General features: G+C 53.5%; 18 protein-coding genes. 5 read left to right on the top strand and 13 right to left on the bottom strand.

Annotated features, from left to right (window positions below; genetic code table 11):
- Positions 1-31 precede the first annotated feature (31 nt).
- From potD to potA, 4 genes are read right to left on the bottom strand one after another with little or no spacing between them, the layout of a single operon-like run.
- Positions 32-1,066: a spermidine/putrescine ABC transporter substrate-binding protein PotD gene (potD, locus tag SK51_RS18095; protein ID WP_023305878.1), complete on the bottom strand. Its 1,035-nt coding sequence runs from the start codon at positions 1,064-1,066 to the stop codon at positions 32-34.
- Positions 1,063-1,854, bottom strand: coding sequence for a spermidine/putrescine ABC transporter permease PotC (gene potC / locus SK51_RS18090; RefSeq protein ID WP_023305879.1), 792 nt, complete (start codon positions 1,852-1,854; stop codon positions 1,063-1,065). Before potC ends, potD begins: the two co-directional genes overlap by 4 nt.
- Complete coding sequence (gene potB / locus SK51_RS18085) at positions 1,851-2,708, bottom strand: spermidine/putrescine ABC transporter permease PotB (protein ID WP_022647763.1); 858 nt, start codon at positions 2,706-2,708, stop codon at positions 1,851-1,853. The genes potC and potB overlap by 4 nt, the downstream gene beginning before the upstream one ends.
- Positions 2,692-3,840 carry a spermidine/putrescine ABC transporter ATP-binding protein PotA gene (gene potA, locus SK51_RS18080; RefSeq protein ID WP_162988450.1) on the bottom strand — a complete coding sequence of 383 codons (1,149 nt, stop codon included), beginning with the start codon at positions 3,838-3,840 and terminating at the stop codon, positions 2,692-2,694. Before potA ends, potB begins: the two co-directional genes overlap by 17 nt.
- A 237-nt stretch (positions 3,841-4,077) precedes the next feature.
- Here potA and pepT point away from each other — a divergent pair, with 237 nt between their 5' ends.
- Together pepT and SK51_RS25040 are read left to right on the top strand one after the other, a co-directional pair.
- Positions 4,078-5,301: a peptidase T gene (gene pepT, locus SK51_RS18070; RefSeq protein WP_023305881.1), complete on the top strand. Its 1,224-nt coding sequence runs from the start codon at positions 4,078-4,080 to the stop codon at positions 5,299-5,301.
- Between the two features lie 97 nt (positions 5,302-5,398).
- Positions 5,399-5,890, top strand: coding sequence for an REP-associated tyrosine transposase (locus tag SK51_RS25040; protein WP_023305882.1), 492 nt, complete (start codon positions 5,399-5,401; stop codon positions 5,888-5,890).
- Positions 5,891-5,982: 92 nt separating this feature from the next.
- Here SK51_RS25040 and SK51_RS18060 read toward each other — a convergent pair whose 3' ends face one another.
- The 3 genes from SK51_RS18060 to phoP all read right to left on the bottom strand — a co-directional run bounded on the left by SK51_RS18060 (position 5,983) and on the right by phoP (position 9,331).
- Complete coding sequence (locus SK51_RS18060; RefSeq protein ID WP_032676325.1) at positions 5,983-7,104, bottom strand: ribosomal protein uL16 3-hydroxylase; 1,122 nt, start codon at positions 7,102-7,104, stop codon at positions 5,983-5,985.
- Positions 7,105-7,195: 91 nt separating this feature from the next.
- Positions 7,196-8,659 carry a two-component system sensor histidine kinase PhoQ gene (gene phoQ / locus SK51_RS18055; RefSeq protein ID WP_048206910.1) on the bottom strand — a complete coding sequence of 488 codons (1,464 nt, stop codon included), beginning with the start codon at positions 8,657-8,659 and terminating at the stop codon, positions 7,196-7,198.
- Positions 8,660-9,331, bottom strand: a complete 672-nt coding sequence (gene phoP, locus SK51_RS18050; RefSeq protein WP_026094318.1) for a two-component system response regulator PhoP — start codon at positions 9,329-9,331, stop codon at positions 8,660-8,662.
- Between the two features lie 475 nt (positions 9,332-9,806).
- Here phoP and SK51_RS18045 point away from each other — a divergent pair, with 475 nt between their 5' ends.
- Positions 9,807-10,199 carry a hypothetical protein gene (locus SK51_RS18045; protein WP_022647769.1) on the top strand — a complete coding sequence of 131 codons (393 nt, stop codon included), beginning with the start codon at positions 9,807-9,809 and terminating at the stop codon, positions 10,197-10,199.
- An 84-nt stretch (positions 10,200-10,283) separates the two neighbouring features.
- On the opposite strand, the gene purB is transcribed toward SK51_RS18045, so the two are convergent.
- The 5 genes from purB to rluE are packed head-to-tail and all read right to left on the bottom strand — an operon-like array spanning position 10,284 to position 14,619.
- Positions 10,284-11,654: an adenylosuccinate lyase gene (purB, locus tag SK51_RS18040; RefSeq protein WP_023305884.1), complete on the bottom strand. Its 1,371-nt coding sequence runs from the start codon at positions 11,652-11,654 to the stop codon at positions 10,284-10,286.
- Positions 11,655-11,673: 19 nt separating this feature from the next.
- A complete protein-coding gene (gene hflD / locus SK51_RS18035) occupies positions 11,674-12,303 on the bottom strand; it encodes a high frequency lysogenization protein HflD (RefSeq protein WP_006809213.1) in 630 nt (209 codons plus the stop codon).
- Between the two features lie 27 nt (positions 12,304-12,330).
- Positions 12,331-13,443 carry a tRNA 2-thiouridine(34) synthase MnmA gene (gene mnmA, locus SK51_RS18030; RefSeq protein ID WP_032103856.1) on the bottom strand — a complete coding sequence of 371 codons (1,113 nt, stop codon included), beginning with the start codon at positions 13,441-13,443 and terminating at the stop codon, positions 12,331-12,333.
- A gap of 40 nt (positions 13,444-13,483) precedes the next feature.
- The gene (locus SK51_RS18025) at positions 13,484-13,957 is read right to left on the bottom strand and encodes an NUDIX hydrolase (protein WP_023305886.1); all 474 of its coding nucleotides are present in this window, start codon (positions 13,955-13,957) and stop codon (positions 13,484-13,486) included.
- On the bottom strand, positions 13,957-14,619 hold the full coding sequence (gene rluE, locus SK51_RS18020) for a 23S rRNA pseudouridine(2457) synthase RluE (protein WP_022650805.1): 663 nt from the start codon (positions 14,617-14,619) through the stop codon (positions 13,957-13,959). The genes SK51_RS18025 and rluE overlap by 1 nt, the downstream gene beginning before the upstream one ends.
- 117 nt (positions 14,620-14,736) lie before the next feature.
- Here rluE and icd point away from each other — a divergent pair, with 117 nt between their 5' ends.
- Together icd and SK51_RS18010 are read left to right on the top strand one after the other, a co-directional pair.
- Complete coding sequence (icd, locus tag SK51_RS18015; RefSeq protein WP_003857898.1) at positions 14,737-15,987, top strand: NADP-dependent isocitrate dehydrogenase; 1,251 nt, start codon at positions 14,737-14,739, stop codon at positions 15,985-15,987.
- 76 nt (positions 15,988-16,063) lie between these two features.
- Positions 16,064-16,309: a DUF2543 family protein gene (locus SK51_RS18010; protein ID WP_022647773.1), complete on the top strand. Its 246-nt coding sequence runs from the start codon at positions 16,064-16,066 to the stop codon at positions 16,307-16,309.
- Positions 16,310-16,313: 4 nt separating this feature from the next.
- On the opposite strand, the gene SK51_RS18005 is transcribed toward SK51_RS18010, so the two are convergent.
- Complete coding sequence (locus SK51_RS18005; protein WP_023305887.1) at positions 16,314-17,813, bottom strand: EAL domain-containing protein; 1,500 nt, start codon at positions 17,811-17,813, stop codon at positions 16,314-16,316.
- Between the last annotated feature and the right edge of the window lie 83 nt (positions 17,814-17,896).

Here is a 17,896-nt window from a genome sequence, read left to right as displayed (position 1 = left end):
TAACGGGCGACCTTGCGTCGCCCGTTGTGCATTAACGGCCTGCTTTTAGCTTCTGATAATACTCTTCATACAGGCGGCTCGCGTCACCGACGTCGTTCTGCCATTCCCCTTTGCTGATGGTTTCAGCGTCCGGATAAAGCGATTTATCATTCGCCACTTCAGGACTTAACAGCTTCCGCGCGGCCAGGTTTGGTGTCGGGTAACCAATAGTTTCCGCCACCTGTTTTGCCACATCCGGGCGCAGCAGGAAGTTAATCAGCTTCAGGGCGCCATCGACGTTTTTCGCATTAGCCGGGATCGCGAGGCTGTCCATCCAGAAGATGCCGCCCTCTTTCGGCCAGACCACCTCCAGTGGCGTACCGGCCTGACGCGCCACAAACGCAGAGCCGTTCCAGACCATCCCCAGATTCACTTCACCTTCCATATACGGATTAGCCGGGTTATCCGAGTTGAACGCTGCCACGTTTGGCATCAGCTTTTTCAGTTCGTTATACGCCGATTCGATCTCTTTCGGATCGGTGGTGTTGCCGGAGTAGCCGAGTTTACGCAGCGCAATCTGGAACACTTCGCGCGCATCATCGGTTAACAGCAGGCTGCTTTTGTATTCCGGCTTCCAAAGATCAGCCCAGGATGAAACCGTTTTTGGATCAACGGCATCGCTGTTGACGCCAATTGCCGTCGCGCCCCAGATGTACGGAATGGAATAATCGTTGTTCGGGTCGAACGGCTTGTTTAGCATCTCAGGATCGAGGTTTGAAAAATTGGTTAGCTTCGTTTTATCGATCTTTTGGATCATGCCTTCTTTGCGCATCTTGTCGACGAAATAGGTCGACGGCACCACCAGGTCATACGCGCCATCTTTATAGGTTTTGAGCTTGGCGTACATGGTTTCATTCGACTCGTAGGTCGAATAGATCACCTTGATGCCCGTCTCTTTGGTGAACTGCTCCAGCAGGCCCGGCGGCACATACTCGGTCCAGTTGTAGAAATAGAGCGTTTTGCTGTCATCAGCATGCGCGGCACCCATTCCGAGCACCAGTGCCGCAGCGGCAAGCATTTTTTTCATTTCTGTGTCCCCTGAGATTTTGTTTTATCACGAGCAATAACCTGGCTGGCAAACACCAGAACCAGCGATAACACCAACAGAATAGTCGCCAGCGCGTTCACTTCGGGTGAAACACCGACTTTCACCATTGAGTAGATCTTCAACGGCAGAATTTCGTAGCTCGGCCCGGTGACGAAGGAGGACACGACCACGTCGTCCATCGACAGGGTAAAGCTGAGCAGCCATCCGGCTGCCACGGCAGGCATCGCCAGCGGCAGGATGATTTTGCGCAGAATGGTCATCTCGCTGGCTCCCAGATCCTTCGCCGCTTCCAGCATGCGTACGTCGAACCCTTTCAGTCGCGCGTAGACGGTTACCACCACAAACGGCAGGCAGAAGGTGATATGCGAAAACAGCAGCGACCAGAAACCGAGCTGGACGCCCAGCAGCATAAACAGCACCAGCAGTGAAATGGCCATCACGATGTCCGGGGACATCATCACCACAAACAGCATACCGCTGACGAACGGCTTACCGCGAAAACGGTAGCGGTACAGCGCCACGGCGGTCAGCGAGCCAATCAGCGTCGCGAAGGTGGCAGAGAATACCGCCATCGTCAGCGAGTGCTGAGCGGCCTGTAGCAGGCTGTCATTGTTCATCAGCAGGCCATACCATTTGGTGGTAAACCCTTGCCAGTTGATCCCGAAGCGTGAACTGTTAAAGGAGTTCACGATCAAAATGATTATCGGAATATAAAGATACGCATAAATGGCGGTCATAAAACCGCCGCGAAGCAGTCGACCGATCATTCCAGCTCCACCTTCTTATTCAGCAGGCGTGAGGCACGCCAGTAAACCAGCAGCATCAGCCCCATTACCACCGTCAGCGTAATGCTGGTGGCCGAGCCGAACGGCCAGTCGCGGATGTTCAGGAACTGGCTCTTGATCACGTTGCCGATCAGCAGGTTTTTCGCCCCGCCCATCAGGTCCGACACGTAGAACAGGCCCATCGCAGGCAACATGACCAGCAGACATCCGGCAATAATGCCCGGCATGGTCAGCGGGATAATGATGCGGATAAAGGTTTGCAGCTTGCTGGCCCCCAGGTCTCTCGCGGCTTCCAGAAGTGGTTTATCAAGCTTTTCAATACTTGAGTAAAGCGGCATCACCATAAACGGCAGCAGGATATAGACCAGGCCGACGATCACCGCGCTCGGAGTGAACATAATGCGGATCGGCGTATCAATAACCCCAAGCCACAGCAGAAACTCGTTCAGATAACCTTTGGTGCTGAGAAAGATTTTCAGCCCGTAGATGCGGATTAACGAGTTGGTCCAGAATGGCACAATCAGTAAAAACAGCAGCAGCGGACGCACTTTTTGCGGCAGGCGAGCCAGGAACCACGCGAACGGATACCCCAGCACCAGACAGGCAACGGTGGCAATCAGCGCCATATTGAGCGAGTGCAGCAGCACGTCAAAGTAGAGCGGATCGAGCAGGCGTGCGTAGTTGTCCAGCGTAAAGACCATCGCGACGAAGTTCGCGTCGTCGCGGGTCAGGAAGCTGGTTACGATGATCATCAGGTTGGGAAGAAAGACAAACAACACAAGCCAACCGACGATCGTGGCAATCACCACATTCTGGAACTTACTTGTGTTCTTCATCAGCCAGTACAACCTCCCAGCTTTCTACCCAGTTGATGACCATCTTCTGATCCAGCGAGTGGTCGAAGTCCGGATCGTCCTCGTTGAAGAACTCACTAACCATCACCACTTTGCCGTTTTCCAGTTCCACAACGGATTCGAGGGTCATCCCTTTGTAGTTGCGTTCGCGAACGTAACCGATCAGACCTTCGGCGTCAGCCGTGTCGTGGATCTCATCGACGCGAAGATCTTCCGGGCGCAGCAGAACGTTGAGCCTTTGTCCCTTTTCCACGGCAAAGTTCACCGTGATGTTGCATTCGCGGCCTTCCACGTGGGCGAGCACGCGCTGCTCGTCCAGACGCTCAATCACCGTGGCGTTGAAAATATTGATTTCGCCAATGAAGCTGGCGACGAACAGGTTTTTCGGCTCCTCGTAAATTTCACGCGGCGTGCCGTCCTGCTCAATCTTGCCCTCACGCATCACCACGATACGGTCTGACATAGTCAGGGCTTCTTCCTGATCGTGAGTGACAAACACGAACGTGATGCCGAGCTTACGCTGAAGCGCTTTCAGCTCGTTCTGCATCTGCTTGCGCAGCTTGTAGTCCAGCGCGGAGAGGGATTCATCCAGCAGGAGCAGGCGTGGTTTGTTGACCACGGCGCGGGCAATAGCCACACGCTGCTGCTGACCACCAGAAAGTTGATGCGGCTTGCGCTGGGCGAATGCCTCCAGCTGCACCATGCGCAGGGCTTCGGTAACGCGCGGCGGGATCTCGCTGGCGGGTGTTTTTTGCATCCGCAGGCCAAACGCCACGTTCTCAAACACGGTCATGTGCGGGAACAGGGCATAGCTCTGAAAGACGGTATTGACGTGGCGATCTTCGGCAGGAAGCTGGGTAATGTCCTGGTTCTCAAGATGGATATGGCCGTTATCGACGCTTTCCAGCCCGGCAATAAGGCGCAGGACGGTGGTTTTGCCGCAGCCGGAGGGGCCAAGCAGCGTGAGAAACTCACCGTCATTGATGGTCAGATTAAGATCGGAAATGACATCTTTGCCATCGAAACTTTTACGAATTCGTTCCAGTTGCACCAGCGGTGAAAGGGAACGGGGTTGTGTATTCAATTTTCGCGCTGTCCCATATAGACGCCTCAGGCAGCAGACTGAAGCGGGGTTTGTGTGTAACCACCTTGGTGACTCGTAATGAGGGCGGACATTCTACGGCAAACCCATTGAATCGCCAATCCTTCTCACTTATTCATAAGCTACATTTATTAACGCAGAACGATATAAACGTAAAAAGTTCTCGTTTGCGGGATAAAAGTGACCTGACGCAATATTTGCGTTTTGCTGCTTAATGATAATGTTGTCACAAAAAGTGAGGGTGACTGCATGGATAAACTACTTGAGCGTTTCTTACATTACGTTTCGCTGGATACCCAATCTAAGCCGGGGGTCCGACAGGTGCCAAGTACCGAAGGCCAGTGGAAGCTGCTAAATCTGCTGAAAGAGCAGCTGGATGCCATGGGGCTGGTTGATGTCACGCTCAGTGAAAAAGGGACCGTGATGGGAACGCTGCCGGCCAACGTTGAGGGAGATATCCCGGCGATTGGCTTTATTTCTCATGTTGATACCTCACCTGATTTTAGCGGTAAACACGTTAATCCGCAGATTGTTGAAAACTACCGCGGCGGAGATATTGCGCTGGGCATTGGCGACGAAGTGCTGTCGCCGGTGATGTTCCCTGTACTGCATCAGCTGCTGGGGCAGACGTTAATCACCACCGACGGCAAAACCTTGCTGGGGGCCGATGACAAAGCGGGTATCGCCGAGATCATGACGGCGCTGGCGGTGCTGAAGGGCAAAAATATCCCACATGGCGATATCCGCGTGGCCTTCACGCCGGATGAAGAGGTAGGAAAAGGCGCGAAACATTTTGACGTTGAGGCGTTTAACGCTCAGTGGGCCTACACCGTCGACGGTGGCGGCGTGGGTGAACTTGAGTATGAAAACTTTAACGCGGCATCGGTGACGATCAAAATCGTCGGGAATAACGTGCACCCGGGCTCTGCGAAAGGGGTGATGGTGAATGCGCTGTCGCTGGCTGCGCGTATTCATGCGGAAGTTCCTGCCGAAGAGAGCCCGGAGATGACGGAAGGGTATGAGGGTTTTTATCATCTGACCAGCATCAAGGGGAACGTGGACAGCGCGCAGATGCACTATATCGTCCGCGATTTTGACCGCAAAGCCTTTGAAGCGCGCAAGCGTAAGATGATGGAGATCGCGAAAAAGGTCGGCAAGGGGCTGCACCCGGATTGCTATATTGAGCTCATCATCGAAGACAGCTATTACAATATGCGCGAGAAGGTGATGGAGCATCCGCACATTCTTGATATCGCCCAACAGGCGATGCGCGATTGTGATATCGAGCCGGTGATGAAACCGATCCGTGGTGGAACCGATGGTTCGCAGCTGTCATTTATGGGCCTGCCGTGCCCGAACCTGTTTACCGGTGGATATAACTACCACGGCAAGCATGAGTTCGTGACGCTGGAAGGGATGGAAAAAGCGGTGCAGGTGATTGTGCGGATAGCAGAGTTAACCGCGAAGCGGTAATGTTTCATGCCGGGTGGCGGCTACGCCTTACCCGGCCTACATTTCGATCGTAGGCCCGGTAAGCGAAGCGCCACCGGGCAATGGGCAAGGAGTGCCAATGTCAAACTACCGCCGCCACTACATCCCCGGTGGGACCTGGTTTTTCACCGTCAATCTGCAAAACCGCCAGAGCGATTTACTTACCCGCTACATCGACAGCCTGCGTTCCGCTACCGCCACGGTTAAGCATGCGAAGCCCTTCACCATTAACGCCTGGGTTATCCTGCCTGAACATATGCACTGTATCTGGACCTTACCGGAAGGGGACAGTGACTTTTCAGCGCGCTGGCGCGACATCAAAAAAATGTTTAGCCGCAACATTGAGATGCGCCACGTCTGGCAACCGCGTTTCTGGGAACACACCATTCGCAATGAACAGGATTATCGGCGGCATATGGATTACGTCTACATCAATCCGCTGAAGCATGGCTATGTCGGGAAAGTCGTCGACTGGCCCTATTCAACGTTTCATCGGGACGTGCGGGAGGGGTTATATCCGGCAGACTGGGCGGGTGAGATTGAGGATTTTGCGGCGGGGGAGCGGAAGTAAAAAAAGCCCGGTGGCGCATCGCTTACCGGGCCTACGGGAACGGCTTTTGTAGGCCGGGTAAGGCGTAGCCGCCACCCGGCAAACATCATGACTCAGTCCTCAAAAAACCAGTACCCGCTGTTAACCAGCGCGGCCAGCATGGCGAGGAAGGAGGGATCGTCCAGCGCGTCGCCAAAGGTATCCGCAGACAGCACCATATGGCTGGCAATCGCTTCCAGTGCCGGACGGTGTGGAGAGTCCAGGCGCTCGCCGTTGACGAATACCTCTTCGCCAATGCGCAATACACGTAATCCGCCCAGACGAACCAGCTTATCGCCCTGCTGGAGGGCATCATAAATTTCATCTGCCTGATACGGCGGCTCTGGCGGTGCGACGTCCAGTTCGTGACGCGACTGGCTGATAAACTCGCCAAACCACTGTCTGAAGTGCTCCGGTTCGTTGATCAGATCCAGCATCATACCGCGCAGCTTATCCAGCTCCTCTGGCAGAATATCGGCCGGGTGCTCACGCGCCGGAACATCCGGATCGCTGTAACGATGGCTGCCCAGCTCGCGCTGTAAAACATAGTCAGCGAATCCGCTGATCATCTCGCGGCCGCTTGGCGCGCGGAAACCAACCGAATAGTTTAGCGAGTTTTCAAGGGAATAACCTTCATGCGGGAAGCCTGGCGGGATATACAGAATGTCGCCTGGCTCCAGCTCTTCATCAATGATCCCTTCAAACGGATCAACCTGAAGCAGATCCGGGTGCGGACAGTGCTGCTTCATTGGCACTTTTTCGCCCACTCGCCAGCGACGGCGACCTGTACCCTGAATGATAAACACGTCGTACTGATCAAGATGCGGACCCACGCCGCCACCGGGAACAGAGAAGGAGATCATCAGATCGTCCATTCGCCAGTCTGGGAGGGCGCGGAAGGGACGCATCAAGGCTGCGGTGGGTTCGTGCCAGTTGTTGACCGCCTGCACCAGTAAAGACCAGTTGCTTTCGGCCAGGTGATCGTAGCTTTCAAAGGGACCGTGGCTGACCTGCCATTTCCCGTCCTGATGGCTCACCAGACGGCTGTCTACCTCGTTTTCCATCGCCAGACCAGCGAGTTCGTCAGGAGAAATAGGGTCGATAAAATTGCTGATCCCGCGTTTAAGAACGACCGGGCGTTTTTGCCAGTAACGTTCAATAAATTCGGGCCAGTTAAGCGTTAATTGATAATCCATATTTTTGTATTCCGCAGGCTCTTACTGAGACGGATTATAACGGAAGCACCGACCCCTGGCTGCGAGATCCGCGTATTTTTCACATTTCGGGTTAACTATCGTTCAATACGGGCTGTTGGCGGCCAAAAATGACTTCCATACGGGCACCGCCCAGCAGACTTTCGCCGGTTTCAATCTTGCCCTCGTACTGATCGACAATTTCCCGGGCGACGGATAATCCGACACCCTGGCCCGGGCGCAGCGTATCGGCGCGCTGACCGCGATCGAATACCACTTCGCGTTTATTATGGGGAATGCCAGGACCATCATCCTCAACGATAATATGCAGTTCGTTATCCGTTACGCGCGCGGACGCCTCGACAAACTCCAGACAATATTTGCAGGCGTTATCGAGCAGATTACCCATCACTTCCATAAAGTCATTCTTCTCGCCAACAAAGCTTATTTCCGGTGAGATATCCAGACTGATGTTTACCCCTTTACGCTGGTAAACCTTGTTCAGCGCAGAGGTGAGGTTATCCAGCAGCGGGGCTACCGGGTGCAGTTCACGGCTCAATAAGGCGCTTCCGGAACGCATGCTCGCGCGGTGCAGGTAATAACCAATCTGCTGTGAAATACGGCTGATTTGCTCCAGCATTACCGGCTCGGCGTCATCCACGCTCATTTTCGAACTGCGCATTGAACGCAGTGTACTTTGCATCACTGCCAGCGGGGTTTTCAGGCTGTGCGTAAGATCGGTGAGCGTCGTGCGATACTTGTCGTAACGTTCACGTTCGCTTTTCAGCAGGCGGTTGAGGTTGCGCACCAGGCTGGTCAGTTCGCGCGTAGTTTCCGGGTTAAGCTTCTCGCGGTGATGTTCCTCCAGCTCGCGCACCTCTTTGGCAAGGGATTCAATCGGGCGGAGGCTCCACCACGCAGCAACCCACAGGAGAGGGATCACCAGCAGCAGGTTGGCAGCCAGAACGTACACGAACCAGTTCCAGACCATATACGAACGTTTTAGCTCAACCGGTATGGTATCGATCACCACAATGGTCAGCTGCGGCATGTTCAGAGTGGCGGGATACAGGTTGATGGCCACCGAGTGGGTCATCTCCGTGTCGTCATCTTCAGCGCGGATCTCATTGAGCTTGTTCTGTAACGCCCGATCGTCACGCAGCAGGATGCTGGTAGAGTTGAGGTCGGCTTCTATTTCGTGAAAACCATTGGTTTTAAGCCATTCCGGACGGATGCGCTTTTTCAGCCAGGGGACGTCGCGCTGCGCCCACAGCAATTTTCCTTTTTCATCGTAAATGAGTGCCAGCGTTGGGCTCTGCTGGTTCAGGTTTTCCGGCATCTCGACGGTGATTTGGTTGTTCTCCCATTTCGCCAGGGTATAGAACAGATTACTTTCGCCGCGAAGCAGGCGGAAGGTGGTTTTATCGAAGCTTACGCTGTACCCGACCAACGCCACCATTCCGTAAGAGAGGGACAGCACGAGCACGACGGCGGCGGTTGCCAGCAGAAAGCGAACCCGCAGTGAAAGGGGTAAAATATGGCGCAAAATCCCTTTCATTTAGCGTAATTCGAACAGGTAGCCCTGACCACGCACGGTGGTAATCACGTCGTGCGGGTACTGTGCCTGAATTTTTTTGCGCAGGCGGCCCATCAGCACGTCAATGGTGTGGCTTTCGCGCAGTTCGGCATCCGGATAAAGCTGAAGCATCAGGGAATCTTTGCTCACCACTTTACCGTTGTTACGGATCAGCGTTTCCATGATGGTGTATTCGAATGCGGTCAGCTTGATTACTTCATCATTTATTGAAAATTCGCGGCGGGAGAGATCCACCTGGAACGGCGGCAGAGAGATCACCTGTGACGCCAGCCCGCTGTTGCGGCGCAGCAGCGCCTGCATACGCGCGGCGACTTCTTCAATATGGAAGGGTTTGGTCACGTAGTCATCTGCGCCTGCGCTCAACACTTCAACCTTGTCCTGCCAGCCTTCGCGAGCAGTCAGCACCAGTACCGGCAGGGAAACGTCATGGCTACGCCAGCGGCGGATAAGAGATAATCCGTCTTCATCCGGCAGCCCTAAATCGACAATGGCGATGTCCGGCAGGTGTTCATTGAGATAATAATCGGCCTCTTTTGCGTCTTCAGCATCGTCCACCTGATGACCCATCTCCTGAAGTTGAACTTTCAGGTGATGACGTAGCAATGCGTTATCCTCAACAACCAGTACGCGCATCATCATTTCTCCCTTTATAAATGGTATGAATAGTTTAACGCTGATTATCCAGGTTGACACCAGCGTTATGAAATTAAATGATTTTTTTCATGCTTCCGAAGACAGGTGGTAATACCCCAGGCATCTGATTATTAAGTATGTTGACCTGATCCTGTTTCATATCGCCCACCCACCTCACATAAGCCTCATACGCCCCCAGAAGGCGCGGGTAATATAAACTGACTTGTTTTCGCACGCTTCCGCAATCCGGATAAAACATCCATCCGTTTATGAACGGTTGAAGGCGAGTCGCTTTTTTGACAGAACGGGCACGCCAGTTTTGTAAAGATTGACCTTTTTTTTGTAAGGATGTTCTCACTATGCCTGTCTTTGTCTACGCTTATTTTATGGTGCGAAATTAGATTTGCATAAGATGTGCCAGAAAATCAGCATTTTTACACAACAAAACAGCAATATAGCGAGTAAAGAGGATTCTATGGAATGGAAGGTTGTTGAGACTATTGCGAGCCCGGAAAGTGGAACCATCTTTTGCAAAGTTGAAACACAATATGGCCTGAATTATATCCTTTGGCTAAAAGGGGATTATTACGTTCGTGCCGGTGAAATCATCACCACCTCAAACCAGGGTATCCTGATTAACGATCGGCGGCGTAGGGTATGGATAGCGCAGGCAATGCCCTATACATCAATAGGCTGGATGGGGTTCAAACAGAAAAACGCGTGTCCAGGTAACCGGCAGGAGATGGATCGGCCATGCACGGTTGAGACCCCGTGCCAGTTCAGGCTGTGCCCGTTCGGCTTAAAACGATATATTCCGGAAAGTTATTCCACGGCGAAAAATAACAACCAGCCTGACAACAGGTTGTAATCCCGGCAGAGCCTGTAACGGGGTGTGAACGTCGACACGATGATGAAAAGCAGCCCCCTTTCCGGGTGGAAAGGGGGAGGGTGATTACTTCAGCTCGTCAACCATAGTAATGGCGCGGCCAATATAGTTTGCCGGGGTCATCTCTTTCAGGCGCGCTTTTTCTTCTTCGGGCAGCGCCAGACCATCGATAAACTGTTTCATACCCTCAGCATCAACGCGTTTACCGCGGGTCAGTTCTTTGAGTTTCTCGTACGGTTTTTCGATGCCATAACGACGCATCACGGTCTGAATCGGCTCCGCCAGCACTTCCCAGTTGTGATCCAGCTCGTCCAGCAGACGGTCGCGGTTCACCTCCAGCTTGCTCACACCCTTCAGGGTGGACTGGTAGGCGATCAGCGCGTAGCCAATACCCACGCCCAGGTTACGCAGCACCGTGGAGTCAGTCAGGTCGCGCTGCCAGCGGGAGACCGGCAGCTTACTCGCCATATGCTGCAACACGGCATTCGCCAGGCCCAGGTTACCTTCGGAGTTTTCGAAGTCGATTGGGTTCACTTTGTGCGGCATGGTGGACGAACCGATTTCCCCGGCGATAGTCTTCTGCTTGAAGTGGTTCAGGGCGATGTAGCCCCAGACGTCACGATCGAAGTCGATCAGGATGGTGTTGAAGCGCGCAATGCAGTCAAACAGCTCAGCGATGTAGTCGTGCGGCTCAATCTGGGTGGTGTACGGGTTCCACTGGATCCCCAGAGACGTCACGAACTCTTCACTGAACTGGTGCCAGTCCACTTCCGGGTACGCCGCAATGTGGGCGTTGTAGTTACCCACCGCGCCGTTGATTTTGCCGAGGATCTCAACCTGCTCCAGCTGACGATACTGGCGTTCCATGCGGTACGCCACGTTCGCCATCTCTTTACCCATGGTGGATGGGGTTGCTGGCTGGCCGTGAGTACGGGACAACAGCGGAATATCGCGGTACTCCACGGACAGCGCTTTCACCGCATCGATGATTTTACGCCAGTAAGGGAGTACCACCTCTTTGCGTGCGGTAGAGAGCATCAGCGCGTGAGACAGGTTGTTAATATCTTCAGAGGTACAGGCGAAGTGAATAAATTCAGATACCGCGTGCAGGGCAGGGACGCTTGCCACTTTCTCTTTCAGGAAGTATTCAACCGCTTTCACGTCGTGGTTGGTGGTGCGTTCGATGGTTTTAATACGCGCGGCATCTTCTTCGCTGAACTCAGCAACGATTTTATCAAGGTAATCGTTTGCCTTTGCGTCAAAAGCAGGAACTTCCTTGATTGCTGTCTGGGCGGCCAGCTTTTGCAGCCAGCGCACTTCAACCTGAACACGGAACTTCAGCAGGCCATATTCGCTGAAGATCCCGCGCAGCGCGCTGACTTTATCGCCGTAGCGTCCATCGACAGGGGATACGGCGGTCAGTGAGGATAATTCCATAATTCGCAACTCCGGGAGGTTAACAATGAGCAAGAATTTGTTTTGCCTGAGTCGTCAGGCGATGACGAGAAAACATGAGCTGTAGGCGGCCACCGCCGACCTGTTGCCACAGCACGGCGGCACGGATGCCTGCCAGCAGCGAAGCGCGTACCTTCGCCTGTACCTGTGGGCTTTGCAATACGGCAGGCGAACCGGTGACCTGAATACGCGGGCCGAGCGGGCTAATTACGTCGACGTAGATACCGGCCATCGCGCTCAGCAGGGTCTCAGACTGGAGGTCAAAGTGGTCGAGCTGGCGCTGTAGCCCGGCGATGCGATCGCCCAGGGTATTCATTGCGCCTTTCGCCGCGTTCAGCTTACGTTCCAGCACCATCAGGCTTAAGGTGTAGCGGGTCAGTTCCGCGTTCAACCCCTGACGGTTGCTGGCGTTGAGCACGCCGAGCAGGGTTTCAAGACCGAGACGAAGATTGGTTTCACTGCCGCCAAAGACGCCCAGCGTGGAGCCTGGGTTAAGATCGATAACGCTGTTGAGTGAAACGTGCAGGGCATCAGCGTCGCAATGACCCTGATGCGCCAGCTGTTGCACCAGACGGGCTGACTGGCAAATTCCCGCCAGCGCCAGGGTGATGTCGTAATAGTTCTTCGCCACACGGTCTCCTTTATGTGTGCAAACGGTTTAAACAGCAGGCAGCGGCAGGCGCTGTTCAATGATCCCACCGCCGAGGCAAATTTCGCCGCTGTAGAAAACAGCAGATTGGCCAGGGGTAACGGCGGAAACCGGCTCGTCGAAACGCACGTCAATGCGATCGTCATCCAGTGCGGTGACGGTGCAAGGGATGTCCGTCTGGCGGTAGCGCGTTTTCACAGTGCAGCGCAGCGTGCCTTTCAGCGGCTCGCGATCGACCCAGTGCAGCTGTTGCGCGATAAGTCCAACGGACATCAGGCGCGGATGGTCGTGACCCTGAGCCACCACCAGAATATTGTTTTCGACATCTTTGTCGACCACGTACCACGGATCTTCGCTGCCCTCTTTGGTGCCGCCGATACCCAGACCTTTACGCTGGCCGAGAGTGTGGTACATCAGCCCCTGGTGCTGACCAATCTCATCACCGTCAACGGTGACGATTTTGCCCGGCTGTGCAGGCAGGTAGCGCCCCAGGAACTCGCGGAATTTACGCTCGCCGATAAAACAGATACCGGTGGAGTCTTTTTTCTTCGCGGTGATCAGATCCAGATCTTCAGCAATCTTGCGTACTTCCGGCTTTTCCAGCTCGCCGACCGGGAACAGACTTTGGGCAATCTGTTCATGGCTCAGCGTGTAGAGGAAGTAGCTCTGATCTTTATTGCCATCCAGACCGCGCAGCAGCTGGCTTTTACCATTCACATCCGCGCGACGCACGTAGTGGCCGGTCGCAATGTAGTCTGCGCCCAGGTCTTCCGCGGCGAATTCCAGGAAGGCTTTGAATTTGATCTCTTTGTTACACAGGATATCCGGGTTTGGCGTACGGCCCGCTTTGTACTCTTCAAGGAAGAGTTCAAAAACGTTGTCCCAGTATTCTGCGGCAAAGTTAACAGTGTGCAGTTCGATGCCGAGCTTATCGCACACGGCCTGCGCATCGGCGAGATCCGCAGCGGCAGTGCAGTATTCCTCGCCATCGTCTTCCTCCCAGTTCTTCATGAACAGGCCCTCCACCTTATAGCCCTGTTGCTGCAACAGGTAGGCGGAAACGGAGGAATCGACACCGCCGGACATGCCGACGATCACTTTTTTCTGGCTGTTATCTGACATGGAATACTCACGACATTGAACTTCAAGGCGGCATATTCTATCACGCCCCCCCACCATTGACACCCTCTGTAAACGGCCAGTTAAATTCTGCAATGACATCCAGCGGCAGGCGAGCCGCAGACTGCCAGCAGCGGATGCTTTCCGCAACCAGCGGCGAGCGCAGGTTTGGCGCGCTCATGATCTCGTCTGCGGTCACCCACAGGCAGCGATCGATATCGTCGTCGTGCGGTTCAGTGGCGCACGTTTCGTTAAGCTCAACGGCGAATAAGAAGCGCAGGAAAGGTGTCTGGTCAGGCGCTATCCACTGATGCATACGGATAAAGTGCTGCGGTTCGGCGCGGATACCCGTCTCTTCCCAGAGCTCGCGTTTCGCTGCCTGCAATAAGGTTTCGTTGGCTTCAAGATGCCCGGCTGGCTGATTCCAAAGCGCTTTGCCGTTGATGGTCTCTTCCACCACCAGGAATTTCCCCTGCGCGTGGACCACGCAGGCGACCGTAACATGGGGTTTAAACATCAGTTCTCCTTAGGGGTAACATCCCGCCATTCCCCGTTAGCCAGCGAGTCCAGCGTGTAGCTGCCCATGGCGTAGCGAATGAGTCGCAGGGTAGGGAAGCCCACATGCGCAGTCATGCGCCTGACCTGTCGGTTGCGGCCTTCATAAAGGGTGATTTTAAGCCAGCTGGTGGGAATCGATTTGCGCTCACGAATCGGCGGGTTGCGCGGCCACAGCCACTCGGGTTCATTCACGCGCTCAATACCAGCTGGCAGGGTAGGACCATCGTTCAGCGTTACGCCGTTGCGCAGCTTTGCCAGCGACGCGTCGTCCGGCTCGCCTTCAACCTGCACATAGTAAATTTTTCCGGTACGTTTGCCCGGCTGAGTAAGCCTGGCCTGGAGCACGCCGTCATTGGTAAGCACCAGCAGCCCCTCGCTGTCGCGATCCAGACGCCCGGCCGCGTAGACCCCCTGAACGGGGATAAAATCCTTCAGCGTGCTGCGCCCGGCCTCGTCGGTAAACTGCGGCAATACATCGTAGGGTTTATTGAACAGTATGACCCGCGTTGGCTGGGGTTCTGGCGTTCTTCTGGTGGCTTGTCGTGAGCTGAATCGCTCAACCCGGTGTTTTCTAAAAGAAGTTTTCGTCATGGTATTTTCAGGCGTTATCAATTGCCGCATTATAGCCTAATAACGAAGACCTTTCATGGCGTCGGACAATCAGGTACTATCGGAAGGCTCATTACAATTTATTAACATAAGATCAGTAACAACCAGAAGCGCTCGAAGGAGAGGTTAATGGAAAGCAAAGTAGTTGTTCCGGCGGAAGGTAAAAAGATCACCCTGCAAAACGGCAAGATTAACGTTCCTCACAACCCGATTATCCCGTTCATCGAAGGTGACGGTATCGGTGTAGACGTTACCCCGGCAATGCTGAAAGTGGTTGATGCCGCTGTTGAGAAAGCCTACAAAGGCGAGCGTAAAATTTCCTGGATGGAAATTTACACCGGTGAAAAATCGACTCAAGTTTATGGCCAGGACGTCTGGCTGCCAGCCGAAACGCTGGACCTGATCCGCGACTATCGCGTTGCTATCAAAGGCCCTCTGACCACGCCAGTTGGCGGCGGCATTCGCTCCCTGAACGTGGCGCTGCGTCAGGAACTGGATCTGTATGTGTGTCTGCGTCCGGTGCGTTACTACCAGGGCACTCCAAGCCCGGTTAAGCACCCGGAACTGACCGACATGGTCATCTTCCGTGAAAACTCTGAAGACATCTACGCCGGTATCGAATGGAAAGCGGATTCTGCTGATGCAGAAAAAGTGATTAAATTCCTGCGCGAAGAGATGGGCGTGAAGAAAATTCGCTTCCCTGAGCATTGCGGCATCGGCATCAAGCCGTGCTCCGAAGAAGGGACCAAGCGTCTGGTGCGTGCCGCCATCGAATACGCTATCACCAACGATCGTGACTCTGTGACCCTGGTTCACAAAGGCAATATCATGAAGTTCACCGAAGGCGCGTTCAAAGACTGGGGCTACCAGCTGGCGACCGAAGAGTTCGGCGGTGAACTGATCGACGGCGGCCCATGGCAGAAAATTAAAAACCCGAACACCGGTAAAGAGATCATCATTAAAGATGTGATCGCCGATGCGTTCCTGCAACAGATCCTGCTGCGTCCTGCTGAGTATGATGTGATCGCCTGTATGAACCTGAACGGCGACTACATCTCCGATGCGCTGGCAGCGCAGGTCGGTGGTATCGGTATCGCCCCGGGCGCGAACATCGGTGACGAGTGCGCCCTGTTTGAAGCAACTCACGGTACTGCACCGAAATATGCAGGCCAGGACAAAGTCAACCCAGGCTCAATCATTCTGTCCGCAGAGATGATGCTGCGTCATATGGAATGGTTCGAAGCCGCAGACCTGATTGTTAAGGGTATGGAAGGCGCGATTAACGCGAAAACCGTCACCTATGACTTTGAACGTCTGATGGAAGGCGCTAAACTGCTGAAATGCTCAGAGTTTGGCGACGCGATTATCGCGAACATGTAATCCACTCGCTGGGTTAAATGACAACGGGAGCCTGAGGGTTCCCGTTTTTTATGCACACAAGACGGAAAACAACGCTATGACCCATGATATCCCGCTCAAGTATTATGACATCGTCGACGAGTATGCGACTGAAACGGCAAAACCGCCAGAAGAGGCGGAGCGTACGCCACTGGCACACTATTTTCAGCTGCTGCTCACTCGCTTATACAACAATGAGGAAATCAGTGAAGAGGCGCAGCGGGAGATGGCTGTCCAGGCGGAGATAGATGAAGCGCGCATTGACGATATTGCGAACTTCCTGAATCAATGGGGCAATGAATAACGCGTCATCGCGCTGAGTAAGCCAGCAGGCTGGCGAGGTCGTGCCGGGTTAGTGATTTTGAAAAGTACCAGCCTTGCACGAGGGCATCGGGGTATCTCTGCGCGATGAACTGATATTGCGTTTCGCTTTCGACTCCCTCAAACACCAGGGTTTTGTGCAGTTTAGCGAGCGCGTCGCTAAAGATCACCAGGATATCCTGTTTATAATGCTCGTTGATGCCATCCACTAACGACTTATCCACTTTGATTTCGTCATATTTGAGATTGGACAGCCTTGCCAGATTAGAGTTTTGCACGCCAAAATCGTCTATTGAAATTTTGACGCCTGCCGATTTAAGATCCTCACAAAACTCTTCAAGGATGGCCGAGGTGGAAACGCCATTCTCGGATAACTCAACTTTGATTAACGATAAGGGAATAGCGTTCTCTAAGCATGCATGACGTAATACCGCCAGAAATTTGCCGTCTTCAATTTCCGTCCGGCCAACGTTCAGTGAAATCATTAACTGATGTTCGGCCGCCAGCCCGGCAATTTCCGCCAGGGATTTCTTTATCATGTTCTGATAATAAACGTTATACAGACCAATTTTTTTTATTAACGGGATAAACAGCTCAGGAGAAACCTCTTTGTGATTGTTATCCTGCCATCTTGATAAGACTTCAACCCCGACGATTTTCTTATCAGCAACCCGAATTATGGGCTGAAAATGAACGCTGATAGTATTCGCTATCACCGCCTTGACCAGCGTTCGCTCAAGAGAAAGTCGATCTTCATAAAGTCGAAGAGAAAACAGCGTCAGGGATACCCAGATAAAGTATAAAAACAGGCACAGGAGCACCATCACTACGCGGGAGAGCGATGCCAGTCCGGCATTGTGGTGGGTGACGGTAACGCACAAATCCCAGCGCGTGCTGCACTGCGTCACGGTCTGCGTGAATAACAGTGACGACAAGCGGCTAAGGTTTTCTGTAGGTGAGGTAACGGTAAAAAAGGTTCGGTCGAAATCTTTCGTGGTAGAACGAAGTGAATAGTTGGCGGTGACCGGAGAGAATTTATCGTAGGCTGAACGTGATGTGAAGATAATAAGATGGTTATAAATTGTCGCATTGCCTACAAAAAAATCTTTCTGTGAAAATTGCGCCAGACTGAATCCGTTCAGGGTGTTGTGAAGCTCAGAGGGAAGGGCGATGGGATTTGCCAGCTTGCCCCAAAATGCGGTGCAGGTGATTTTCCCATTTTCAATAAACCCCACATCGGCGAAATAGAGACTCTGCATCTTTAAATTACGGTAGACGTTCAGGCTGGCGTTATCGCATCCCTTCGCGGAGGTATTTTTAAGCGTACTGGCGATATTTTGCGTCAAGTCTTCGGAATAGCGTAAGAGCGTGTGGGAGATCTCCCTCTGCCGGTCCTTTTGCTGCTCAACGATAATGGCGTTAACCGCATACAGCGACAGGACGACCATAAAGGTTGAGATGATAGCAACGGCAATGGCCTTGTTCATTTTCCTGCTGTCCCGCCACGTCCTGAGGTGCAGGGATCTTAACACAGGTCATTAAAGCTACAAGTATGCGCGTTGAGCCCGCA

This window comes from Enterobacter sp. MGH85, assembly GCF_001037655.1.
GTDB classification, from domain to species: Bacteria; Pseudomonadota; Gammaproteobacteria; order Enterobacterales; family Enterobacteriaceae; genus Enterobacter; species Enterobacter intestinihominis.
The sequence above is the reverse complement of the archived record's forward strand: the minus strand, read 5'-3'. Positions and strand labels throughout refer to the sequence as shown.